Annotated in this window: 24 protein-coding genes, 1 tRNA gene and 3 pseudogenes; 13 read left to right on the forward strand and 15 right to left on the reverse strand. The window is 63.0% G+C overall.

Features of this window, described 5'->3' with window-relative positions:
• Positions 1–30: 30 nt before the first annotated feature.
• A complete protein-coding gene (locus ACNS88_RS06285; protein WP_435094938.1) occupies positions 31–1,041 on the reverse strand; it encodes a PrsW family intramembrane metalloprotease in 1,011 nt (336 codons plus the stop codon).
• Between the two features lie 124 nt (positions 1,042–1,165).
• Here ACNS88_RS06285 and ACNS88_RS06290 point away from each other — a divergent pair, with 124 nt between their 5' ends.
• On the forward strand, positions 1,166–1,585 hold the full coding sequence (locus ACNS88_RS06290) for a DUF7532 family protein (protein ID WP_435094939.1): 420 nt from the start codon (positions 1,166–1,168) through the stop codon (positions 1,583–1,585).
• Positions 1,582–3,036 (forward strand): ribonuclease FAU-1 family protein, encoded by a 1,455-nt coding sequence (locus ACNS88_RS06295; RefSeq protein WP_435094940.1) that lies wholly within the window; start codon positions 1,582–1,584, stop codon positions 3,034–3,036. Before ACNS88_RS06290 ends, ACNS88_RS06295 begins: the two co-directional genes overlap by 4 nt.
• A 181-nt stretch (positions 3,037–3,217) precedes the next feature.
• On the opposite strand, the gene ACNS88_RS06300 is transcribed toward ACNS88_RS06295, so the two are convergent.
• The 4 genes from ACNS88_RS06300 to ACNS88_RS06315 form a co-directional block, all read right to left on the reverse strand.
• On the reverse strand, positions 3,218–5,377 hold the full coding sequence (locus ACNS88_RS06300) for a methyl-accepting chemotaxis protein (protein WP_435094941.1): 2,160 nt from the start codon (positions 5,375–5,377) through the stop codon (positions 3,218–3,220).
• A gap of 261 nt (positions 5,378–5,638) precedes the next feature.
• On the reverse strand, positions 5,639–5,965 hold the full coding sequence (locus ACNS88_RS06305) for a NifU family protein (RefSeq protein ID WP_008005609.1): 327 nt from the start codon (positions 5,963–5,965) through the stop codon (positions 5,639–5,641).
• A 122-nt stretch (positions 5,966–6,087) separates the two neighbouring features.
• Entirely contained in the window at positions 6,088–6,414 is a 327-nt protein-coding gene (locus tag ACNS88_RS06310; RefSeq protein WP_435094942.1) for a hypothetical protein, read from the reverse strand.
• A gap of 78 nt (positions 6,415–6,492) precedes the next feature.
• Complete coding sequence (locus ACNS88_RS06315; protein ID WP_435094943.1) at positions 6,493–7,098, reverse strand: 2Fe-2S iron-sulfur cluster-binding protein; 606 nt, start codon at positions 7,096–7,098, stop codon at positions 6,493–6,495.
• 165 nt (positions 7,099–7,263) lie between these two features.
• Between ACNS88_RS06315 and ACNS88_RS06320 the strand changes: the two genes are divergently transcribed.
• Both ACNS88_RS06320 and ACNS88_RS06325 read left to right on the forward strand, forming a co-directional pair.
• A complete protein-coding gene (locus ACNS88_RS06320; protein WP_435094944.1) occupies positions 7,264–7,746 on the forward strand; it encodes an RNA-binding protein in 483 nt (160 codons plus the stop codon).
• A gap of 298 nt (positions 7,747–8,044) precedes the next feature.
• The gene (locus tag ACNS88_RS06325) at positions 8,045–8,884 is read left to right on the forward strand and encodes an endonuclease/exonuclease/phosphatase family protein (RefSeq protein WP_435094945.1); all 840 of its coding nucleotides are present in this window, start codon (positions 8,045–8,047) and stop codon (positions 8,882–8,884) included.
• Positions 8,885–8,901: 17 nt separating this feature from the next.
• Here the strand turns inward: ACNS88_RS06325 and ACNS88_RS06330 are convergent, their stop codons facing one another.
• From ACNS88_RS06330 to ACNS88_RS06340, 3 genes are all read right to left on the reverse strand, one after another.
• Positions 8,902–9,588, reverse strand: coding sequence for a DUF1028 domain-containing protein (locus tag ACNS88_RS06330; protein ID WP_435094946.1), 687 nt, complete (start codon positions 9,586–9,588; stop codon positions 8,902–8,904).
• 64 nt (positions 9,589–9,652) lie between these two features.
• Positions 9,653–10,351 carry an alpha/beta hydrolase gene (locus ACNS88_RS06335; protein ID WP_435094947.1) on the reverse strand — a complete coding sequence of 233 codons (699 nt, stop codon included), beginning with the start codon at positions 10,349–10,351 and terminating at the stop codon, positions 9,653–9,655.
• A complete protein-coding gene (locus ACNS88_RS06340) occupies positions 10,348–10,962 on the reverse strand; it encodes a VOC family protein (protein WP_435094948.1) in 615 nt (204 codons plus the stop codon). The genes ACNS88_RS06335 and ACNS88_RS06340 overlap by 4 nt, the downstream gene beginning before the upstream one ends.
• 175 nt (positions 10,963–11,137) lie before the next feature.
• Between ACNS88_RS06340 and ACNS88_RS06345 the strand changes: the two genes are divergently transcribed.
• Positions 11,138–11,284: a hypothetical protein gene (locus ACNS88_RS06345; RefSeq protein ID WP_435094949.1), complete on the forward strand. Its 147-nt coding sequence runs from the start codon at positions 11,138–11,140 to the stop codon at positions 11,282–11,284.
• 43 nt (positions 11,285–11,327) lie between these two features.
• Here ACNS88_RS06345 and ACNS88_RS06350 read toward each other — a convergent pair whose 3' ends face one another.
• Both ACNS88_RS06350 and ACNS88_RS06355 read right to left on the reverse strand, forming a co-directional pair.
• Positions 11,328–11,537: a hypothetical protein gene (locus ACNS88_RS06350; RefSeq protein ID WP_435094950.1), complete on the reverse strand. Its 210-nt coding sequence runs from the start codon at positions 11,535–11,537 to the stop codon at positions 11,328–11,330.
• Positions 11,538–11,673: 136 nt separating this feature from the next.
• Complete coding sequence (locus ACNS88_RS06355; protein ID WP_496923269.1) at positions 11,674–12,528, reverse strand: DUF8231 family protein; 855 nt, start codon at positions 12,526–12,528, stop codon at positions 11,674–11,676.
• A gap of 290 nt (positions 12,529–12,818) precedes the next feature.
• On the opposite strand from ACNS88_RS06355, the gene ACNS88_RS06360 reads away from it, so the two are divergent.
• Positions 12,819–13,622: a DUF7839 domain-containing protein gene (locus ACNS88_RS06360; RefSeq protein WP_435094951.1), complete on the forward strand. Its 804-nt coding sequence runs from the start codon at positions 12,819–12,821 to the stop codon at positions 13,620–13,622.
• Between the two features lie 77 nt (positions 13,623–13,699).
• Here ACNS88_RS06360 and ACNS88_RS06365 read toward each other — a convergent pair.
• The 3 genes and pseudogenes from ACNS88_RS06365 to ACNS88_RS06375 all read right to left on the reverse strand — a co-directional run bounded on the left by ACNS88_RS06365 (position 13,700) and on the right by ACNS88_RS06375 (position 16,979).
• Positions 13,700–14,957, reverse strand: a pseudogene (locus ACNS88_RS06365) (RNA-guided endonuclease InsQ/TnpB family protein).
• 161 nt (positions 14,958–15,118) lie between these two features.
• Positions 15,119–16,090: a DUF7983 family protein gene (locus ACNS88_RS06370; protein ID WP_435094952.1), complete on the reverse strand. Its 972-nt coding sequence runs from the start codon at positions 16,088–16,090 to the stop codon at positions 15,119–15,121.
• 130 nt (positions 16,091–16,220) lie between these two features.
• Entirely contained in the window at positions 16,221–16,979 is a 759-nt protein-coding gene (locus tag ACNS88_RS06375) for a helix-hairpin-helix domain-containing protein (RefSeq protein ID WP_435094953.1), read from the reverse strand.
• Between the two features lie 19 nt (positions 16,980–16,998).
• Here ACNS88_RS06375 and ACNS88_RS17645 point away from each other — a divergent pair.
• The 5 genes and pseudogenes from ACNS88_RS17645 (at position 16,999) to ACNS88_RS06405 (ending at position 21,385) form a co-directional block, all read left to right on the forward strand.
• A pseudogene (locus tag ACNS88_RS17645) lies at positions 16,999–17,627 on the forward strand (DUF7986 domain-containing protein).
• A gap of 5 nt (positions 17,628–17,632) precedes the next feature.
• Complete coding sequence (locus tag ACNS88_RS06390; RefSeq protein WP_435094956.1) at positions 17,633–18,403, forward strand: hypothetical protein; 771 nt, start codon at positions 17,633–17,635, stop codon at positions 18,401–18,403.
• A complete protein-coding gene (locus ACNS88_RS06395; protein WP_435094957.1) occupies positions 18,400–18,762 on the forward strand; it encodes a calcium-binding protein in 363 nt (120 codons plus the stop codon). The genes ACNS88_RS06390 and ACNS88_RS06395 overlap by 4 nt, the downstream gene beginning before the upstream one ends.
• A 79-nt stretch (positions 18,763–18,841) precedes the next feature.
• The gene (locus tag ACNS88_RS06400; protein WP_435094973.1) at positions 18,842–20,818 is read left to right on the forward strand and encodes an SWIM zinc finger family protein; all 1,977 of its coding nucleotides are present in this window, start codon (positions 18,842–18,844) and stop codon (positions 20,816–20,818) included.
• Between the two features lie 63 nt (positions 20,819–20,881).
• The gene (locus tag ACNS88_RS06405; RefSeq protein WP_435094958.1) at positions 20,882–21,385 is read left to right on the forward strand and encodes an ERCC4 domain-containing protein; all 504 of its coding nucleotides are present in this window, start codon (positions 20,882–20,884) and stop codon (positions 21,383–21,385) included.
• A gap of 8 nt (positions 21,386–21,393) precedes the next feature.
• Here the strand turns inward: ACNS88_RS06405 and ACNS88_RS06410 are convergent.
• A pseudogene (locus tag ACNS88_RS06410) lies at positions 21,394–21,617 on the reverse strand (toxin-antitoxin system TumE family protein); the annotation flags it as partial.
• Positions 21,618–21,660: 43 nt separating this feature from the next.
• Between ACNS88_RS06410 and ACNS88_RS06415 the strand changes: the two are divergent.
• Positions 21,661–21,882 (forward strand): UPF0175 family protein, encoded by a 222-nt coding sequence (locus tag ACNS88_RS06415; protein ID WP_089769501.1) that lies wholly within the window; start codon positions 21,661–21,663, stop codon positions 21,880–21,882.
• The gene (locus ACNS88_RS06420; protein ID WP_435094959.1) at positions 21,883–22,389 is read left to right on the forward strand and encodes a PIN domain-containing protein; all 507 of its coding nucleotides are present in this window, start codon (positions 21,883–21,885) and stop codon (positions 22,387–22,389) included.
• A gap of 256 nt (positions 22,390–22,645) precedes the next feature.
• Here ACNS88_RS06420 and ACNS88_RS06425 read toward each other — a convergent pair.
• Positions 22,646–22,721 (reverse strand) — tRNA-Cys (locus tag ACNS88_RS06425).
• Positions 22,722–22,860: the final 139 nt, after the last annotated feature.

The following is a 22,860-nucleotide window of genomic DNA, read 5'->3' on the forward strand; positions in this document are numbered from 1 at the left end:
CGGAGAGAGACGGACCGGCAGCGGGCGCGGTCAGTCTTCGAACTCGGTCAGCTCCGGCTTGACAGACGGGTCGACCGAATCGCGCGTCTCGAGGTACGCGTCTCGATAGCGGCGGAGTTTCCGCAGGAGAACGTACCCGAACGCCCCCTGAAACAGAAGCACGAAGACGAACAGGGCGGCGACCCGCGGGAGCCCGGTCACCAGCGCGAGCACCGTCGTCACCGGCCCGACCAGCGTGTTGTACAGCGCGTGGATCGCGGCGGCGATGACGAGCCCCTTCACGACGATCGGTCCGCGGTTCTCGGGGTTGAACTTCGCGAGCCCGAGGTAGTACCCCGCGAACGCGGAGTAGATGACGTGTCCCGGCCCGGCGAGCGCGCGCAGCGCGGCGATCCCGTCGCCCGCACCGAGCGCGGCGACGCCGAGCGACAGCTCCGCCAGGTCGACGGTCCGAGCGATGTACACGAGGTTCTCGATGACGACGAACCCGAGCCCGGCGATCGCGCCGTACACCGCGCCGTCGATGACCGCGTCGAATCGGTCGTCGGTGTAGGCGTACAGCCGGACCGCGAGCAGCTTCACCGACTCCTCGATCGGCCCGACGATCACGAAGAAGAAGAGGACGAGCCCGGGGAACCCGAACGGGTCGAAGTACGGCTGCGCGTAGCTGTTGAGCACCGCGGCGAACGTCGCGGTCAGGATCGACAGCAGGAACGTCGCCACCAGCAGCGAGAGCGGTTCCCCGGTGGTCACGTCGGAGACGTACACGTACGCGGTGAGCCCGAGCGCGGGGACCGCGGAGAGCCCGACGAGCATCGCGACCGCCGGATCGATAACGAGTCCGAGCCCGAAGGAGCCGAGAATCGCGATGAGTCCGAGGAGCGCAACGAGGACGACGAGCACCTTCGCCGACCGTGTGATGAGCCAGTGTAACGCGACAGAGAGCCCGTCGAGAGAGGTGCGCTCCTCCCACGTGGCGATGTCGTAGAGGTCGCGGTCGTCGTCGGAGCGAGACTCGACCGGATCCGACCGAGATGGCATGTCACCGCGTTCGGACCGCGGCGACTTAAGCCGTGGTAGGACTCGAAGCGCGACGCACCGATTCGGTCGGGGCGCGGTCGACGGCGGCCGACAGGATTGAAACCGCGGCGACCGAATGGACGGTATGCACTTCGACGCACGGACTCAGCAGGCCCTCCGCGAAGCGGGGCTCGACGCGGACGCGATCGCGACGGCATCCGACCGAGTCGCCGAGTTGGTCGACGAGGACGCCGACCGTCTCCGAACGTTCTTCGAGCCGGCCGGAGCATACTACTCCGACATGGAGATGGCCCACAGCACGGCGGACAGGCAGGAACACGCGACGGCGGACGTGGAGCTGTTTACCCACGGGAGCGACCTCCGCAGCTACCTGTCGCTCGACGGCTGGGGCGTCCCGGTCGAGGGTGGGCGGGTACTGCGGACCGCGGCGTCGGAAGGCGGCGACACCGAGAGCGACAACGAGAGGCCCGTCCTCGTCGAACTCTCGCTCGGCGCGACCGTCCACGGCCGCGTCACGTTCGCGCGCGACCCCGACGCGCTATGAAGGCGCGCGTGCGCGGCATCTACGCGACGGCGCTCACACAGACCCTGCTCGACGCGGGCCACGAGGTCGTCGACGCGTCGGCGCCGATCCGGCGGCGCTTCGACGCCGAGTTCGAACGCGCACCGCCCGACGCGCGGATCGCGACGACCGAGGACCGACAGGGCGTCGGCGCACACGGAGCCCCGGAAGCGGTAGGGGCCCTCAAAACTCTCCTGTCCGGTTCGGGTCTCGACGCGCTGGCGTGGACCGACCCGACACCGCCCGGGACCGTCCTCGACGGCACGGTGACCGAGACGCTCGGCGGCGGGGCAGTGGTGCGGCTTCGCGTCGGTGCCGACGCCGACGGTGGCGACACCGCCGAGGGGTACCTCCCGTACGGGAGCGTCGACGACCGGGTCGAGACGGGCGACCCGGTCCGAGTGCAGGTTCGCGAGTCCGCGGCGCCGTGGACAGACCGCCGACCCGAACTAGACGGGGCGCTTCGGGCCGGTGGTGAACTCGTCGCGCTCGAACCGGGCTCGGGAACGCGCGTCGACCTGCGGAACGACGAGGCCGCCCGGGAGCTGTCGGGGATGCTCGATCTGCTCGGGTTGGAGCCGCCGGAGGGGTGGCGCGCCGTCTGGAAGCCGCCAGCGGTCGACGCGGACACCGAGGAGCTGCAGGCCGGGCTCGATCGGGCGATCGCGGCCGCGGAGGGGCTCGATGACGCCGTCGACGCGGCGGGCGGGATCGGGACGCTCGACGGCCCGACCCTCGTCCGCGACGAACCACTGGCGCGCCCCGACGCCGGTGTCTGGGTCTGGTTCGGCCGCGAGAGCCGGTTCGCGCTCGACGACCGCCGCCGCGAGGCGACCGCGACGATGCCGGGCCACCACCGCGTGAAAGCGGGGTCGGCGGACGCGTCGGCGGGCGTCGACCTCGCGGAGGCGCTCTGTGAGCCCGAGGCTGATGCCGGATTCCCGTTCGGGGTCGTGACGGACGCGTTCGGCCCGGCCGAGGGCGACGCGCTCCGCCTCGAACACGGCAAGCCCGACGGGCGGCTGATCACGCTCGGCGAGGCGACGGTGACCGCGGTCGGCGCCGACGGGTCGGTCACGGTCGAGCGCGAGATGACCGGCGGCGGCACCTACGACGGGCTCGAGGTGCCCCGCGAGGCCGGCGACATCGCCGAGACCAGCCTGAAGGAGGGTCGGTGGTGGTACCCGACCACCTACCGCGGACGCGACGGGACGGTCCGCGGGACCTACGTCAACGTCTGCACGCCGGTCGAGGTGTTCCCGGGCGCCGCCCGGTACGTCGACCTCCACGTCGACGTGGTGAAACGGCCCGACGGGACCGTCGAGCGCCTCGACGACGACGAACTGCGGGACGCGGAGGCGATCGGCGACGTGCCGGAGGCGCTCGCGGAGAAGGCCCGAAGCGTGGCGTCGGCGCTCGAAAACGCGCTGTGAGACAGATCGGGCGGAGGCGGCACCGCCCGCGGTTTTCCGCGTCGAAAATCGGACACGGAGAGGCCACTCGGAGACGGTGTTCATCCGGGAGACTTGTGGCCGCGCGTGGTCGGTCGCACGGGAGGCTCTCGGCGCCGGTCACCCCCGAGCAGACGGGGGCTCGGGGATCAGCGAGTAGCCGTTAGTCGTCGTTTTTGCTGGGGTTCGACTCTGGCTCTTCGACGCCTCCGTCGGCCGCCGCTGGTGACTGCGACCCTACGGCAGACGGGCTGTTCGCCTGCGTTTCGAATCCGGACACCTGATTTTTGAGGTCGCTAGCCGACGCCGAGAGTTCCCTTATGCTTTCAGACGTCTCACCGATCGATGCGGTCTGCTCTTCGGTGGCGGCCGAGACGTTGGTCGCTTCCGCCGCGGTCTGCTGGCTCACGCTGGCCACCTCGTCAACCATCGAGACGACTTCTTCGGTGGACGCGGCTTGGTCATCGGTGGCGTCGCTGATCTCTCGAATGCCGCTCTCGGCCTCCTGAACGGCGCCCGCGATCTCGTCGAACATTTCGATAGCGCCCTCGATCGTCTCCGACCCACGCTCGACTCGCTCGCTCATCTGCTCCATCCCCTCGACCGTCTCGGTCGTACTCTCTTGAGCCGTCGCAATACGCTCTTCGACGGTGGAGGTGGCCTCTGACGCCTCTTCCGCGAGTGATTTAACCTCCGAGGCGACGACACCGAAGCCCTCCCCCGCCTCCCCTGCGCGCGCGGCCTCAATCGAGGCGTTCAGCGCGAGGATGTTCGTTTTCTCGGCGATATCAGAGATCATCTCGACGACCTCACCGATCTCCTCCATCTCCTCTTCGAGCGCCGCGACCTGGTCGCCGGCTTCGTCGGCCTGCGTCTCGATCGACTGAATCTGTTCGGTCGCCTCCGCGGCGTACTCTCGACCTTCCTCGCCGCGCTCGACGGCGGTCCCCGCCGTCGCGGCCACCTGATCGGCCGACGACGCGATCTCCTCGACCGTGGCCGACATGTCGTTCATCTCGTTGGCGACCTCTTGGAGGTTCTCGCTTTGCGTGTCCGCTCCGTGAGAGATTTCCTCGACGGACTCGGCGACCTGCTCGCCCGCTTGCTTGATCTCGTCGGTGTTCTGCGTCGCCACCTCACTCGACGTCGCGACGGTGTCCGCGATCGCCTTCACGTTGCCCACGCTGTCTCCGAGACGGTCGATCCCGTCCGCTAAGTCACTCAGCACAGCGCCGTACGTCCCCGGATACCCGGTGTCGATGTTCTGTGCGAGCCGCCCGTTTTTGAGCCCCTCGCTCGCGGAAGATATCTGTGCGAAACTCTCAGAGAGCTGCGTCGTTCCCGTCGCCAAGTCCTCCAGCACAGCGCCGTACTGTCCCGGCCGGTCGGCGTCGATGTCGTAATCGAGGTCCCCGTTCTGGAGATGGGTACTGGTGGCCTGGATGTCCGTGAAGCTCGTCTGCAGCTGGACGATCCCCGTTCCGAGACTCCCCATGACTTCGCCGTAGATCCCGGGGAGATCCGTCCGGACGTCGTCGTCGAACTCGCCGGTCTCAAGTCCGTCACTGACCGATTGAAGCTCATCAAACGCCTCTCGCAGCGCGGCCTGTAGCGCACCGAACGACTCGGCCATGTCGATGACTTCGTCGTTGACGTTCTCGGCACCGTTTCCAGCGGTTCCTGCGGCGCTTATCTCCTGGAGAGCGGTGGCCTCGAACTGGCCTTTCGCGAGTGCGTCCGCGGCGTCGGCGAGCCGTCGAATCGGGTTCGAGAGCACTCGACGAGCGAACAGGATGCTGACGAGGAACACGATGACATCAACGGCTAATAAGCCGACCAGCAGTTGTTTCAGGAACGCGATCTGCGAGGAGGACACCTGAGCGAACGCGCCTGTGAGGTCGTCACTCGTTTTCAGGAGCGAGTTGCTGTTAGACTCCACGTACTCGAGCGACTGCTGGAACTCTTCGGACTCCGGGTCCGCGTTGAGAATCGTCTCGACGTGGGGCCGATATTCGCTCCAGTCTCGTTTCTCGGCAGCGAGCTCGTCTTGGACGGCATCGGGCGCTGGATCCAGCGTACCGCCGTTCGCCGTCCCGCCGTTTTCCAACGTCTCGAGGTTCGACTGGTACTTTTCCATCGCGCTTCGGAGGCCTTCACGACTGGCCTCGTTGTCCCCGCCCAACGCCACTCCGGCGGAATAGCGGGCCATTTGCTGGCTCAGCATCCGTTGTTCGCCCGCCGTGTTGACGGAGTTACTCACCGTATCCGTCTGGCCCATGACGTAATACACTGCGCCGACGTTGACGGCAGCGATCAGCAACATGATCCCGAGAAGGGCCGCGATCTTGGCTTGAATGCTTAACTTGCGATTGAGGCGTGATACATTCATTAGTTTACGGTATAGACGGGTCAGAAATCAGAATGTGTACGAACATGTTCACCCAAATTATCAGGTCTGAAAATTTGTCGCTCGTACGCGTGTTCGATCGCATCCCGGAATGCGACTCAGCGACGTCGACTACGTCGGCCTCGCGGCGTTCACACCGCTGTAGGGGGGTAATACGAACGCTCCGCGAGGAGCGGTTTAAAAGTGATTCGCGGACTCGGTCTCGTGTTTCAGCTCACCGCCGCGGCCGCCCTCGACGGTGGAGGCGCCCTGATCGCCGGAGGAGGCGGACCGCACCGTCACGTTCTCTACTTCGTCGAAGTCCATGATCAGGTCGCGGCGGATGTTGTCAGCGGTGATATTCGAGATGCCACACCCGGAGCAGGTGCCGCCGAGCTCGACGACGACTTCGCCGGTCTCGGCGTCCGCCTCGCGCACGACGCTCGTGCCGCCGTGCATCTGGATGATCGGCATCTGTCCGACCATCCACTCCTCGACTCGGTCCGCGAGGCTCTCGTCGCTCATTACCACCACTTTGCGGCCGAGCCTATGGAAGCTTGCGGTTTGAGAGCATGGTGAAAGCGAGAAAGGAACTGTGTCATCGTCGATCCGGCGGGAGGAGTGGCACCGCGGTTCGGCGTCTTCAGTCACTCATCCGGCCGGTCTGCGTCCTCACCGTCGCTCGGGAGCCGCGTCGGATCCGCCGGATCGTCGCCGTGCATCGAGTCGTCGCGTTCGAGGAGATACAGGAGGGGACCGAGCGCGACCAACACGAGCACGCCGGGAAGCGGTGCGTCGGGGACGAGGAGAGCGGTGATCACGCCCATCCCGGACGTGACGACGATGAGGGCGGCCCACAGGAGCGGCGATCCGAGGTCGATGCCAACGCGGTCGGCGTCGCGGTAGACGAGCGCGGCCGCGACCGCGACGAGGAGCGCAGCGGCACCGACGCCGAGGACCGTGGTGACGGACATACCGATCGTTCGGTCGAGAGGAGAAAAAGGGTGTCGCGAGCGAGAGGCCCAAGAAAGGCCGGGACCGCGACGAGGCGCCTACGGCGCTTCGCCGGTCTCGATGCTGAAGGAGTCACGGGGGTACGCGACGCAGGTCAGCGTGTAGCCGTCGTCGATTTCGGCGTCTTCGAGCATCTGCTGGTTGTCGTGCTCGACGAAGTCTTCGGAGGGGCCGTCGGCGATATGACCGGCACAGGAGACGCACTGGCCCTGACGGCAGGCGTACGGGAGGTCCCATCCTTCGTCTTCGCCCTGTTCTAAGATCGGCTGGTCGTTGGAGAGTTCGACGGTCTCGCCCTGCTTGACGAACTCAACCTCGAAGTACTCGACCTCGTCTTCGGGGATGTCGCCGGGGCCGGAGCCGCCGGCCTCGCCGTCTCCAAGCTCTCCCTCCTCGCCCTCGCCGCCGGCGGGGATCGCCCCCCCGCCGCCGCCGCCGCCGCCGACCGAACGGTTCCCCGGCTCGGGGAAGTCCGTCTCGGGCACGGAAGAAGCGCGTCGTTGGAGAACCTCGTCCGAAATGTCCGTTGAGGGTTCCCACCCACTCCCCTTCGCCGAACTGATGAGGACGACGAGCAGCGTCGCGATCACGCCGAGGACGATCGCCGGCGCGTTCGCGATCGTCGCGATGAGCGGATTGAGCATACTATCGGGTATGAAGAGGTGGTTTAAGGCCGTTTTGATCGGTCCAACCGTATGAGAGGCCAAGCGGCCCCCCTTCTCCCGCACCCGCGACGTCCCCGACCGTCATGCGCAACACCCGCGCCACGGAGCGGTCCATTTATCGGCCGAGCGGTCGACATGGCGCGCATGGAAGTGAAATCTCGACACCACCTCCGGAGCGACGATATCACGGCGATCCGCGAGGCGGTGGCCGACCACCTCGGCGTCGACATCGACGGGGACACCTTCGAGTTCGTCAAGTTCGTCGACGCGAACTACGAACTCGTGTTAGTCGACGGCGAGCCGGCGGTCTTCTACGTCGACGACGACGAGCCGTTCCTCACCGTGCGGGGCGCGAACGACTACGAGCCGAAAACGGGCGTCGTCACGGTCGACGCGGGCGCCATCTCGTTCGTCTCCGACGGCGCCGACGTGATGCGTCCCGGCATCGTCGAGGCCGACCCGGAGATCCGCGGGGGCGACCTGGTCGTGATCGCCGAGGAGACGCACGAGAAGGTGCTCGCGGTCGGCCGCGCGCTGGTCGACGGCGACGAGATGGTCGGTGACAGCGGCAAGGTCGTCGAGTCGATCCACCACGTCGGCGACGAGCTGTACGAGTTCTCGGCATAGGCGAGCGAGGCGGGCGAGATTCTACTTATAAACGGGCTAGCGGTGGCGATGGCTGCGTATAACTGAACAGTGCGGTTGGCGTCGCCGGCGGCCGTGAGTCAGCACGCGCGAGGGAGTCGGCGCAGCGAACGTACGCCGTTCTCGCGGCCGAGGCTTTGGACACGTTCACTGCCGATCCGGTATCAACGCCTTATAAGCGAGCGGCTAGAGCGCCGCTACCGCACCTATCGACACTGTGCCAGTCGAACTCGCGTTCGCTCCGCGTCTTTTAATCGCCTCCCCTGTGACCTCCACAGTAATGACCGCGATTCGACTGCTGAGCTACAACGTCCGCTACGCCAACAACGGCGACCACCACGACGCGTGGCACGACCGTCGAGACGCCGTCGGGCGACTCGTTCGCTTCCATCGCCCGGACATCGCCGCCTTTCAAGAGCCGCTCCCCGACCAACGTCGCGACCTGCGCGAACGCCTCCCGGAGTACGAGTTCGTCGGACGCGGCCGCAAGGCGGACAGCGAGGGCGAAGGCTGTCCGATCGCGGTCCGAGCCGGCCGCTGGGAGGTCGTCGACGACGGCACCTTCTGGCTCTCCGAGACGCCGAGCGAGCCGTCGATCGGCTGGGGTGCCGACTACCCGCGGATCGCGACGTGGGCGCGAGTTCGGGCGGTCGACGGCGACGCCGCACTCTTCGTCGTCAACACGCACTTCGATCACGTCAGCGCGGACGCGCGCCGCGAGTCCGCACGGCTGCTCCACGAGCGACTCCCGGAAATCGCGAGAGGAGACGCGGACGAATCCGATCCGACGCCCCCGACCGTGCTCGTCGGCGATCTCAACTGCACGCCGGGATCGGAGCCACACCGGGTCCTCGTCGGCGGCGATCCGGAGAGAGACTCGAAAAACGCACTCGGCGACGACGGACTCACGCTCCGCGACGCCGCCGCGGCGGCTGACCTCCGGCACGGACCGCAGACGAGCCTCACCGACTTCGCGCACCTGATCGACGGGCGCCGGATCGACCACGCGCTCGTCTCGCCCGAAGTCGGCGTCGAGGCGTTCGCGACCCTCACGGACCGCGATGACCGGGGGAGATACCCCTCCGATCACCTGCCGATCCTCGCGCGCCTGGAGGTGTGAGGGTCCGGCGGCGGGCCCTACTCCTCGTCCGCGTACTTCTCCAGTACCGTTTCGTATCCTCGCTTAGCCGTCTCGTACGTTTCGCGGAGGTCGTCGATCGGCGTCTCGCTCGCGTCGACGCGAAGGTCGTTGTAGTAGGGGTCCTCGGTCTCGTCGCCAGCGGTCGTCCGCACCAGCAACGCCGCGGACTGGACCTCCAGATCCGCTCGCTTGTCGCCACCGGCCTCGTGGCCTGCCGCAAGCGTGTCGACTAACCGCTCGGCCAGCGGAGCGTCGCCGTGGGCGTCCGACTCGTAGGCGGCCGCGGCGTCGTCGATCACGTCCTCGCCGGTTAGGAGGTTGCCTGCGACGGTGTAGTTCTCGCCGACGACGTGGCCGTACCAGTCGTTGCACTCCTCGCCGGAGAACGCGAAGGTGCCGTCGGCGTCGACGCCGTGGAGCTGGCGCTGGGGCTTCCCGTCGTCGGCATTCAAAAGGGCCTCTAACGCGTCGTCGACCGCGAGCCCGTCGCCCAGGTACTCGATCCCCTTCCGCCCCAACTCGACGTTGACGAGCGACTGCGTCGCCACCGCGCCGTCCGTCGACGCAAACGGGCACAGCGTCCCAACCCCCGGTAGCCGGGTGGTCACCGCCACGCCGTACCGGATCTGGTCGTCACCGTCGTCGTCCGTGTACCGCTCGCGAACGCAGATGCTGAACGTCATATCGGTCGTGGGACGGCGACCGGCAAAAGACTGCGGCATCGTCGGGTGCGAGCCCGGTGCGGTCCTACGCCATCTCCGCGATCATCTCGGAGACGGCTGCCGTCTCCGCCTCGTTGATCCCGTGGCCCATCCCCTCGTAGATTCGGGTGTCGACGTCGCCGCCGAGCGCCTTCAGCACCGCCGCCGTCTCGTGGACCCGCTCCTCGGGGATGTGCGGGTCGACATCGCTGCACCCGAGGAACGCCGGCGTCCCCGCGAGCGCGTCAGTCGGATCCGTGCCTCTGTCTCCGACCGCATCTGAGACGTAGTCGTCGACCGCGACGGACTCGCCGATCAGCCCGCCGCTCAGGACTGCGAGCCCCCCGTACCGCGTCGGGTTCCGCGCGACGAACTCGCTCGCGAGACAGGCGCCCTGCGAGAAGCCGCCGACGAGGACGCGTCGAGTGGGGATCCCCGCGTCCGTCGCGGCCTCGACCGCGCGACCGATCGCACGCAGGCCGGAGCTCCGACCGGGTTCGTTGTCCGCGACCGGCGCGAGAAAGGAGTTCGGATACCACGTGTTGGCCGCCGCCTGCGGCGCGAAGAGCGCGATGTCGCTGTCACCCGAGATTTCCTCGCCGAACTCGACGATGCTGCGCGCGGTCGCGCCGCGACCGTGGACGAGGACGACGGCGGCGTCCGCTTCCTCGGGGTCGGTCCCGGCAGCCACCAGCGGCTCGCCCGCGTGCGGGTCGTCGCCCGCGTGCGGCGATCTCCGGCTCATACCCCGACGCCCGCGTCCGCCTCCGGGAGGTCGTACTTGTTCACCGGAAGCCCGAGCTCTTCCAGCGCTCCCTCCATATGGCGGTCCTGCGCGAAGTCAGCGCCGTCCTCCTCGCGGAGCCGCTGGGCGGTGGCGAGCACCTCGCCCTTGCGGTCGTCCGGGATCTCGTACTTGTCCGACGAGAGCTCGATAACGAGCCCGTTGTTGTCCTGCGTGTAGATCGAGTGGAAGATGCCGCGGTCGAACACGTTGTACCCCTTTCCGGCCTCCTCCAGCGCCGTCATGATGTCTTCGTACTCGTCGGGATCGACGCTGAAACAGAGGTGGTGGACGGCGCCGGTGCCGGCACGCTGACCGCGTGCGGACGCGCGATCGTCGCTCACGAAGAACGTCAAGATTCGGCCGTCGCCGGTGTCGAAGAACAGGTGCGTCTGCGATGGGTCGTCGAGGTTCGGCTGGCGGAGGACGAGCGGCATGCCGAGCAGGTCGCGGTAGAACGCGATTGTGTCGGCCTCGTTGCTTCCCCAAACGGTGATGTGGTCGGTGCCGGTGGTGTGGAACGGTGCGTCCGGACGCTCCGGCGTGACCGGAGCCGAGGTGTCGTCGTTCATACCATCGATACGAGACGAGTGCGTATAAAAGCGAAAGGGACTGCCGGGCCACCGGCTGACATCGGTGTTATCGGGTCGAACTCCCCGAGCCACCGGACGCGACGGACGCGCCACACCCGAAGCGGCGTCGGCGACGAAACGAACCGCTTAATCCGAAGAGTATGAACCAAAAGGCATGGAGATACTGCTACACTCCGGACTCGAACACCCGAACACCCTGTGGATCGCGGCCGCCGCGGTCGTCTCGTTCATTTTCGGCATCGTTTCTGTCACGTACGGACGACGACTCGCGGCCCCGTTCTGGAACGCCACTGGGGAGTGACGCCGAGCGGCCGAACAGGAACCCAAGTCGGCAACTCGAGCGGCTAGGAGCGCTGCCAGACCGGCGGTGCGACGCCGAGTGCCCGAACGACGACCGGGTAGCCGAACGCGACGACAAACACGAGAAGCAGTGACGGAAGAAACGACAGCTCTCCGACGAGGCGCTCGACGAGCGCCAGTACGACGAGCATCACGACGAACATCACGCCCCAGTGAGGGGCGAGCTGGCGGACTTTTCCCGTGGTATCGCTCATACGCCTCCCAACGGGTCCGACAAATATAGCTTTCCGGTCATCAACGCGCGGACGCTGCGGAGAGACGACGACACGTCAAAAACCGGGACGGGAACCGAACAGAAAGCGGAAGCCGAGGAGCCGAGCGATCCGAAGGTCAGTACCGCGAAGGGATGAACGCGGCCCCGAGCAGGAGCACGACCGAGAACAGCCCGAGGATCAGCACGCGGAATAGCCCGGAGTTGTACTGTTCGAACTGTTCGATCTGTGCGACCTGAGACTCGTACCCCTCGATATCGCTCGACAGGTGGAGCGTCGAGGAGTCGGCGAAGTGCGCGACGAGGTCCGTCTCGACGAGCGTGACGATCCCCTCGTCCTCGACCTCGATCGACTCCGTCTCCGTTGCCTCCCAGACGAGCACCGCTTGGTCCGCCGTGACGCCGTCGACGGTCACAGTGTGGTCGGCGTACGCGAAGGAGTCACCCGTAGCGTACGAGCGCTCCTCGGGGGTCGGGAAGTACTCCTCGACCGGGACGAGTGTCGACTCGTCGTCCTCGGTGACGACGACGTACTCGCCGTCGTCGCGTGCGACTGTTTCGTTGTCAGCCTGCGGATCGGCTTCGAGGATCGCCTGTCGGTCGGGCACCTCAACGAGCGTGAACTCGCTCGCGTTCTCGCCCGCGATCTCCACGCGCCACTCCTGCTCGCCGACCTGAACCGTCGACCCGTTCGCCCAGGCCTCGGACTGTTCCACGGTCACGTTGCGCTCGATCGTCGCCACGAGCGAGGTACCGCCACCACCGCCACCGTGACCACCGCCGCTCTCCTCAATCTCGGAGATCTGGACGACGTACTCCTGGCCTTCGACCTCGACCGTCTCACCGTCCGAGACCACGTAGTCAGGGTTTTCGAAGCCAATTTCCGGGCTATCGGCCGTCACAGTGAGTACACCGGCCACGCTCGCGACGAGGAGGAAGAGCGCGGCGTACACGGCCACAGCGCGTCGTTGCATAGTTCCAGCATGGGTCACCCGGTGTATAACGGTTACTAAGCCGCGCTCTCGACCCCCGAAACCGCAGCGCCGAACTCCGCTGTATGACGACGCCGGGCGCGGCGAAAAGCGCCCGGTCGATGAGAGCTGCGTACTGTCCGAGAGCTACCACAAGCAAAGTCGTAGAACGGGCAATCGAACATGATCTGCAACAACAAAAGTTTCACTGAAATCGTCGAGCAGACGGAAGACGTGTCCTGCCACCTGCACTCTGCAACAGTACTTTAATTGCGCGTCACCCACGTCGGACAATGACAGATCCGGGCAGGGCGACACCACCGGAAGTCCTCGACAGCAAGCGGGACGCAACGCGGTATCAGGTCTTAGTCGAGATCGCCGCACGCCAGCCCGCGGTGAGCCAAACAGAGATCGCCGACGCGATCGGCGTCACCTCGCAGGCCGTCAGCGACTATGTGAGGGACCTCGTGGACCACGGCTACGTCGAGAAGGAGGGCCGAGGACGGTATACGGTGACGAAGGAGGGCGTCGACTGGCTGATCTCCCGAACCGACAGCTTAGAGGCGTACCTCGATCGCGTCAGCTCAGACGTCCTCGGCAGCGTGGATATCGACGCCGCGATCGCGATGGACGATATCTCCGAAGGGAGCGACATCGGCCTGGTCATGCGCGACGGCGTTCTCCACGCGAACCCCGCGGGCGGGACGGCGACAGCAGTCACCGTCACCGGCGCCGAAGCAGGCGAAGCCGTCGGCGTCACCGACTTCGAAGGCGTGGTCGACTACGAAACCGGATACGTCACAGTACTCCCCGTCCCGGCCGTCACAGATGCGGCGTCGGTGGACCCCGACGTACTCGCGACGACTCGCCCGTCCGAGAGCCTCCTTGCTGTCGCCGGAACCGAAGCGTACGCGCTCGCGACGCGGGCAAATGCGCGTCCCGACATCCGATTTGGGACAGCCGACGCCGTCGCTGAGGCCGCCGTGCGAGGGCTGGACGTACTGCTAGCGGTGACGACGGACCAACTCCCGAAACACACCGCGCGGCTCCGCGACGAGAACATTCCGCACGAAGTCCTCGATGCGGGCGACTTGTAAACTACCCCACCCTACTTCGCTCACCGCATACGCGGTTCGCTCGTTGAGGGTGGGGCTTTAATGTGGACTCCCGGCGATCAACTGTCGGCGGTTGTCAGATAGCCGTCACCGTTCAATACCCCACCATTTATACGCACGTCTACTGGTGCGTCTGCGCCCCCCGACGTGGGCGAGGAACGCAGTCTGTGCTGTCGATTCCGCATGTACCGTAGGGCGACATTTTTCGCCCCGTTGTAGTCCGCATTGATCTCGTACCCGCATTTCAGACACTTGAACTGCTCACCGTCACGGTTGTCTTCGTGGGTGAAGCCACAGTCAGTGTGCGAACACCGCTGGCTCGTGTGGTCGGGTTCGACCTGCTCAACCACGATACCGCGTTCTGGAGCTTTGTACTCGATGTACTCGACAAGACGACGGAATGCCCAGACGTGATGCCAGTCTGCGTGTGGCAGTCGCTCCCGTATATCGGTTAAATCCTCAAACACGATCACGTCGCACTCGTGGTCAACCGCTTCGTCAACGATCTCGTTGGCGACCATGTGGATGTACTGTTTGCGCCATGCTCGCTCTCGTTTTCCAAGCCGCAACAAGCCGTTGTGAGCGGCTTGTGTACCGCGTTGTTGCATCTCTCCTCGGCGCTTCTCGAACTCCTGTATCCAGTGGTCGTACTCGTCACCGCTCCAGAACGTTCCTGTTGATGCGACGGCAAGGCTGTACACGCCGAGGTCAATCCCGAGGACAATTTGGTGCTCGGTATCGTCCGAACCCTCGATTTCAACAGCTTCACCGTCTGTGTCTATCTTCCGTGTCTTGACGTGGAAGTAGAACTTGTCGGTGGCTTGGTCGTACTGGAGTGTACTCGTCCGAAATTCATAGTCTTCCGAAAGGACGTACTCCTCGTATGGTGTTGGACTATCTGCTGGGAGTTCAAAATCACACTCGACTCGTCCGTTGACCGTTGAGAGCGAGATTTTGTTCCGGTAGAACGTCGCACTGCGCTTGTCATACACCATACTCCAAGAGCTAAACTCCGGCTTGTTCGTCCGTTTGCCTTTCTTCCAGCGGTCAACGCCACTATCAACGGCGTGGACGGCACGCCGGATGGCTTCTTGCACGAGATTCGCTGTTCAGGTCAGTTTCCTCGCGGAAACGGTCGTACAGCGCATCTCTGGCCTTCACGTTCGAGGTGATACAGTCTTCGTAGTCGGTGTTATCCCAGCAGTAATCACTGGCCTCGTTCGCACAGTACAGGAATTGCGTGGCGGTTTCGTGGAGGTCGTCGTGATACTCGTCGGGAACAACGAGTTTGACCGGCGCGGTACGCCTGACCTCCATATTTCAGATGGTGTTTTGACGGTGGTTAATTACTTGGGAGTCAGTCGGCTATTGTCTCGTGAATTATTATGAAAAAGGTTTACTCGAAGTTAGTATTACTCTCAACACGCTCATCGAGGCCTAAAACCCATTTCGAATATATACAAAGCCATCGAATTTGACTACCCCTGCATCTGTGTCCCCGTACTGAAGCTGGTGAGATCGTCGATGCGTTCTTCGAGGGCTTCGATCTCCTGGCGGAGTTCATCAGACTCCGCGTCGCTACTAGCCGCAAGCCGGTCTTTCAATCCCTGGAGTCGTGACTCTTTGACATCCTCGTCCACTTCCGCCTTCCGGACGTGTTCGCTCTCGTCAACTTCGTAGACGTCCGTTTCCGAGAGTTCGGTCACGTCCAGTGCCTCGTTCACCTTCTTCGAATCGACGCTCATTACGCGCTCGCGGTCGATCCCTGCGTCTTCCAGTGTGGCCAGTACGTCTTCCTCGTCTTTCAGCGAGCGGTTGCGACGCGACGTTCGCTGAACCGAGCCGTACTGACCGTGGACTGGCTGATCGTGGTGGAGTCGATCGAGTAACACGTCGGCAACATCCTGGCGGAATTCGTTCGCGTTCCGCTGGACGTCCGAACAGAGCGTGTAGAGGTTCACCAGTCCCTCCGTCTCCAGCGCTGTGAGATCGGAAACCTCCTCGCGTTCCAGCGCATCGATGAGGAGAAGGGCATCGGAGTACACGTCGATTCCATCAGGTTCGACACGGTCGCTCTCGGCAGATGCCGGCTCGTCGCCCAGTAGTTGGGTATCGGTTGCCTCTTCTTTCTCGGTGATAACGCCTTGTTCTTCGTCGACTTCAAATCGAGGATGCAGGCTCAGCAGCGCCGGGTACGGGTTGGCATCGGGCGGGAGTCGGTCGAGATCGAACGCACCCTTCGAGTCCTGGATTCGACGGTAGAGGGTATCGAACTGATCGCGCTGGAGCGGACGACGCTCCCCCGTATCCTCGAACGTGACGACGACGCGGTGTTCCTGTACGTCCGTAACGCGGAACCGGTCGTGAGAGAGCGGTATGATGAGCACGGCATCGTCGGCCAACTCGTCGAGTTCCTCGAGCAGCGTGTGCCAACTGACGCTGAACGGCATAGAAGCGGGTACGACTGCTTGATTGAAAACGTTCAGGACCGTCGGCGTTCATACGGTCGGTTGTAAGTCTGTTCCAGATCGATCGCACACGTCATGCAATCGTCCCGGTAAATCGTTACAATCGACCGTATCAGTTCTCGAAGAGGTCACTGAACGGACGCAGGTCGCTGGTATCGACGACGAGCGGGTCGTCGGCACAGTCGGCCGCCTGATCACCAGGAGCAGTCGGGACAGTACCGTCGAACTGCTCGGCAGCTGTCACCACCTCGGGCGCCAGGTCGTCAGTGACGTACGGAATCTCGGTTAGTTCGGCTTCGGTCGCCTCAGCGACTGCATCCAACGACTCGTATTCCTCGTGCAGATTGCCAATGCCTTGCTGCCCGAGACCGTGGATGTCCGAGAGCACCACCCAAAAGCGGCGTCGATGGTCCATCTCACGTTCGACCCGTGGCATGGCACGTTCCAGCCAGTCACAAGTACCCACAGCAGTCTCGACCAGTCCCTCGTCGAACACTGCTCTGACTTCGAACGCATCCTGCTCGGCTACGTACTTGATCGATAGCTGGCGCTCGCTGTCCATTGGCCGGTCAACACCAGGGTCGTAGCCGGCGAGATACGCGAAGACGACCGCGTTCGATGCCGGTTCCGGGTCGGGTGATGTTCCTGTCATTGCCTCGAACAGCGCGCCCTCCAGCGGGTCGTCCGATCGGAACGACATCGATAGCGGTTCGAGAAGGCCACGCACCCACCCCGAGGGAAGTTCTAGGGCGAGAAGTAGGTCGAGTTCGTCCGTGTGTGGAATCGGTGAGGTCATTGCTCTCACAAGAGGATTGTCCAAGCATGTCAGTAATACTACCGAACTCTCGGCATCGGAAAGCATTGATACCATTCTGACATACACTCCCGTAATGACCGACATTGACCAGTACAAGACCTACCGGGAAGTCGGGACGCAACTGAACAACGACATCCTTGAGGCATACTCCGACCGCGAACTCATTGTAGAAACCGCATCAGAGCTCGACATCGAGTTCAACGGGGTGAACCTGGCCTACGAATTCGAATCCCAGATGCCAGCCCACTTCGAGTTCGCGCTGTACGAATACCGCGAGACGGGACGACCGCTGCGAAGCGATACCTCGAAGCTGAGCGCTGGGGGGACGAGGTCGAACGAGAGGTACTCGAAGGTACCATCGACGCCGACCCTTCACTATTCGCGGTCAAGTCTGTCAGCGACTCAAGCCCCCGCCTAGCAGTGACCGACCTATTGAACGACCGGGAATACACGCTGGTAGACGTCAACCTCAGTCGAACTGCGGAGCCAGGGATCGTGCTGTTTTTCAGACCTGTTCGCTACGACGAGTTCACGACGACTTCAGGCGTCTCGTTTCCGTTCCCCGGCGAGGAGAAAGAGGGACTTCTCAACGAGCACGACCGCCAAATAGATTCTGACGCGTCGCGAGCGGTCTCCCGGCAGCGGTTCGTCGCGTTCCACGACCTGTATCGTGACCACGGCATCCACGTCCAGTACCGGTGATTCCCATGAGCGAGCCAACAGACGGATTCGTGATCGAGATCGGTACCGGAACGGTCGCGCACATCATCGATATGGACGCCGACCAAGACAAGACGGACTCTCGGTTCTCTCTCGGCCTCAGTGGTCCCGGCAAGAAGATGTGCAGTCGCGGTAACCGCTATCCGGGAGACAAGCGAGTCACCTTTGAGGAGTTTGTCTCCCACCACGACATCGATAAAGCGGGCTTCGAGGGCGATGCACCTGATGCGATTTGCTCGTATTGCTGGTCGAACACACGTGAAGCAGTGGAGAAAGACCAGGACCCTGATGACGTATCTGAGAGGATCGATACTGTCGGGTATCGTCTCCGGTGGAAGCAGAAAAGGCGTGCGCGGGAGGAGTGGTACGATATCGTCGTCAGACCGGAGACGACGATGGCGGAACTGGACAGACTCGTGTGTCGGATCACCACGCTCGACGATTTCCACCTCCGGATGTACGGCCTCGAAGATGAGTATCTGGACTCCAGTCTTAACGTCCTGCCCGACTACCAGTACGAGGAAGCGGGTGACCGAACGTACACGGGAGCGAGCGAGATGACGATCGCGGACGTCGCCGAACAGGCCCGACTCCGAGAAGGAGACAGACTCAGCCTGGTCTACGACTTCGGTACACCCTCGCACTACTACGGCATCGTCAAGGAGGTCTACGACCCCGAACGACTCGACGAGGTTCTCGACGACGACGTAATCACGTCGACCGACACGGCTGCGATTGTCACGGAGAAGAGACCATGACACAGGAGACGGACCAAGAGCGAGACGAACGCATTCGGAGGGAGATGCTGACCGACGCTTACACCGCCGACGAGCAAGCGATCAGTTGGTGCTATCACCTCGAACGCGAGATGACGTTTCCCTTCCAAGCGCGGTGCATCGAGGAGCGAACGATCACCCCGTTGCGGGAGGGCGAAGAAGTGCCTGTCGTCGGAATGACGGACGAAGTCGTCAGCAGCAGGGAGATGTTTGTCCTCGTCAAGTGGATGGACAGGAAATTCGGCGTGCCATTGTCACAGCTCGAAGTGCTCGACGTGGATCAGGACACTCGAGACGCAGTCGACGACTGGCACTACTGGAACGGCGATGCCGACCGATAGAGAGACATAGCGATCAAGCACGTCAGCGTCGGTACAGCGTCACGTTTTCGGGACGTAACGTAGTATGCAGACCCAACACATGGACTACCCGACCCGCGACGAAATACGGTCGCTCTGTACCGAACAGTCGTTCGAGCGCGGTGTCAACTATCACCAACAAGATCGGGTACAGGAACTGAGAATCGACGGTAGCGAGATCAGAGCCACTGTTCGAGGTTCCAACTACTATGATATCGCCATCGACATCGTGGACGATACGGTCCGGTCTCATTGCAGTTGTCCATACGACTACGCGGGCGACTGCAAGCACGTCGTCGCGGTCCTGCTCGCTATCGATGACCGAGACACTGAGACGGTGAGCGACACTGATCCCGAACGAGATGAAACAGTCGACATCGAATCACTGGTCGAGCAGACGACCGCCGAAGACCTTCGAGCGTTTCTGCTGGACATCGTTGCCGACGATCAGGATATCCGTGACCGCTTCGTCGCGTTCGTCGGCGAAGACACAGGAAAGACGGTCTACGACTACAAGCAGGAGATCGATCGACTGTTCGACGACGCTGTCAGCCGCCGAGAGATGGTCGAACACGACACGCACATCGACTTCTCGCAATACACCGACCTCGCGGAGACGCATCGAGAGCGGGACCACGTCGATACGGCGACAGACATCTACCAAGCGGTTTCCGAGGCGATACGGGAGAATCTGAACCGAGTCGACGATAGCAGCGGGTACTACGGGCGCGAGTTGGAACACGCTATCGAGTCGTACGCAGAGACGGTCGCGGAACAGGATCTCGGCCACGAGCGAAAGCGGCCGTACATCCAGTACCTCTGTGAGGAGTTCGTCGAGGCAGACCACGGGTTCGCAAGCGGTTACTACGACGACGCACTTCGAACGCTCTACACAACGGACGAGGACCTCGAATACTGGTTGGAAACACTCGATACACACATTTCCGGGACCTCACTCGACGCAGTGCTCTCAGGAGAGTCGGCGTCCTCGAAGGCGGACGACCGACGAGATCAGAGTAAGGCCAGCATCGATACACCTGACGGCGACGACGAGTCTGCGGACTCTCCCGAACGAACGGACGACGTTCTCTATGCATCAGATTTCACCGCTGGTCCGCTCAGCACCGATGATTTCACCGGTGGAGCGCTCAACGTCGAACACTTGGCCGTTGGGACACTGAGATTCGAGTACTTCGTCGGTGACGCTTTCGAGGAGTTACGCGTCGATGAACCGACGGCCGTCGAGAGACACACCGCAAGCGTCGAACCGACCGAGTCAGGGACGACCGACACAAAGATATCGTCGTCACTCCAGAAACGGCGGATATTCTCGACCTACGTCTACATCTTCGGGGAACTCGGCGACGAGGACGCCCTCGTGCAACTCTACGAGGAGATATACCTCGAAAGTGACCGCTTCTGCAAGGAGTACGCCCGACGGCTTATCCACGAAGGCAACGAAAACCGGGCGATCGAAGTCATCGAAGACGGCATCCATACCTTCCGGTCACCCCGTACTCTTCGCTGGCTCGCCGCCGATCTCTACGAAGACCGAGATATGGGTGAGTACCGTAACACGCTAAAACAGTTGTTTCTCGACCATACGGAGTGGGCAGCGTACGACGATCTGAAGGCGGTCTGTACCGACCAGGAGTGGCAGTCGATGTACGAGGAGTTCGAACGACGCTTCCAAAGAGACAACCAGAAGGACCTCGTCTCGCTGTACGTCCACGACGACGACCTCGAAAAAGCCTTCGCCGACCTGAAAGAGAACACAGACCTCTCGTCGGTTCGCCAGTATCGGGACCCAGTCGCAACCACTGCTCCGGTCGAGTACTTCGAACTCTACCGGGAATTGCTCGTCCCGTTTACCGCCGGCGACACCGGCCGACGCCATTACCGAGACATCGTCGACCACTTAGAAGAGATGCGGGAATTAGTTCCCGAAGCGCGGTTCGAGGAGTTCGTCGATTTCCTGAAAGACGGACACTCGAACCGGCCGGCATTTCTCGACGAGCTCGAAAAGGCAGGATTCTAACGATTCTATCCGGCCGACGCGCTGCGAGGGTTTATCTCCGATACCGGGACCAAAGCGTGATAAATGGACGAGACGCGACACGCTGTTCCCACCACGATACTGCGAGATACCCGCGAACAGCGACCCTGGACGTTCGAGGGATGTGCAGTCGAGACGCGCGACGTAACGCTCTCGACCGGAGATTACGCCGTTCCGAACGACTGTTCTCACGATCCGGGGGACGACACCTATCGTCCACAGTTCGCGGTCGAACGCAAGTCCGGACAGGACTTTCTCACCGCACTCACGTGGGAACGAGAGCGATTCATGTCCGAGCTACGGCGGGCAGCCGAGTGGTCACAGCCCCTTGCGGTCGTCGTAGAGACATCCTGGGAAACCCTCCTGCGCAACCGGGGCTGTATGGCGTGGCGGGATATCCATCCGAACCAGATCGTTGGCACCCTCTCAGCGTGGACTCGTCACTACAACGTTGCGTTTCGTTTCGCCGAGTCCCGGCGACGTGCCGAACTGTGTGCGTTTCTCCTTCTCGTCCGTCATAGTCTGCAACGACGGCATGACCAGATCTGATTCGACATTCACCCGGTCCAGAAGGCCCGCTGTCGATCTTCGATCTCCCCGAAAACCATCGACAGCACGTCACGCCACTCCGCCGGATGTGACGCGTCGTCACCGGGTGTCGGGGCGTCCGGCCCTGGGTGAATATGATCACGTGTGTCGTGATCCGAGGGGTGTCGATCCCAGCGGTGGTCGAACGCGCATCCTCGTGCCCCTCGTGGTAGTGCAACGAGAAGTCCCCATCCCACGATAGATTATTAGGTCCGTGGATCCGATAACTACGTACGATGGCCTCTTCCAGTAGTGAGTCCTCCGACGAACTTGCGACCGCGGTGGGTCGGTACGTTCTCGGCGACCTCTCGCTCGGACGTGCTGCCGAAGCGGCCGGACTGTCCCGGTGGGAGTTTGAAGAAGTCCTGGAAGACGCTGGCTTCACGTCGCTCTACGGGCCGCGAACTGACGACCAGTTACAGCGGGAGATCGACGTTGCGCTCGACCTCGACGAATAGATGCCGGACGGCTACCCGCAACCGGTTTTCCTCGACGCAACTGTCATCAGTAATTTCGCCAGTACGAGCGCGGTCGAATTTCTCGTTCACCTACTCGAAGCTCCAGTCGTGGTACCCGCAGTCCGTGACGAGATTGAACAGGGAGTCAAGCACGGCCGCGAGTATCTGACCACAGCCGTCGAAGCGTTCGACAACGGACTGCCAGTCAGTGACGTTCCACCCGAAATAGGAAGAGTGAAGCTCCGTGAGCGGCTCGATCCAGGAGAAACGGAAGCGTTGCGGGGAGCCGTTGAACGCGACGGAACACTCGCCACTGACGATCTCGCAGCGCGCCGTCTTGCATCGGAACTAGATGTTCCGGTTACTGGATCAATCGGCTTACTCGTCTTCGGTATCAAACGCGGCCGGATCGACAACGAAACTGCGGACGAATGGATCGAGACCTGGCGGAACGAACGTGGGTACTATGCTCCCGTCGAGAGCGTCACCGAACTGATAGACGAATAGAGGAGTTGTTCGACTAGCACACAGCACTATCCAGTCGTCACGGAAGCCATCGACTTTTTTCACTCCTTCAGAATAGCCGAGCAGTACCGCCAGTGCGAGCGCTACGGGCGCAGCCGCGACCGTCTACCGTGCGCTGTTCGAGAGAATTGACAGCAACCACTCGGTCAAGGCGTTATGTCGTGCTCCCGATATGCCGATGCTAAAAATAGGGACGTGCCAAGACATAGTCGTCTTGGGCTTTAGGGTAACGTGTGAGAGCCAAGGGCCGGATTTGAACCGGCGTTGGGCGGCTCTGCAGGCCGCTGCGTCTGACCAGACTCTGCCACCTTGGCGCTAATCGAACGTACCGTAGTCGAGCGTTTAAGCCTAGCGGTCGGGTGTGAGGCCCGGCGCTACCGCTCGCTGTATAGCAACACAGCCCACGGACACGATGTCCGTGGGCTGAAAGTGTGTGGGAGTATACTCCCGGAT

The organism is Halorubrum shenae (genome assembly GCF_051194165.1).
Taxonomy (GTDB): domain Archaea; phylum Halobacteriota; class Halobacteria; order Halobacteriales; family Haloferacaceae; genus Halorubrum.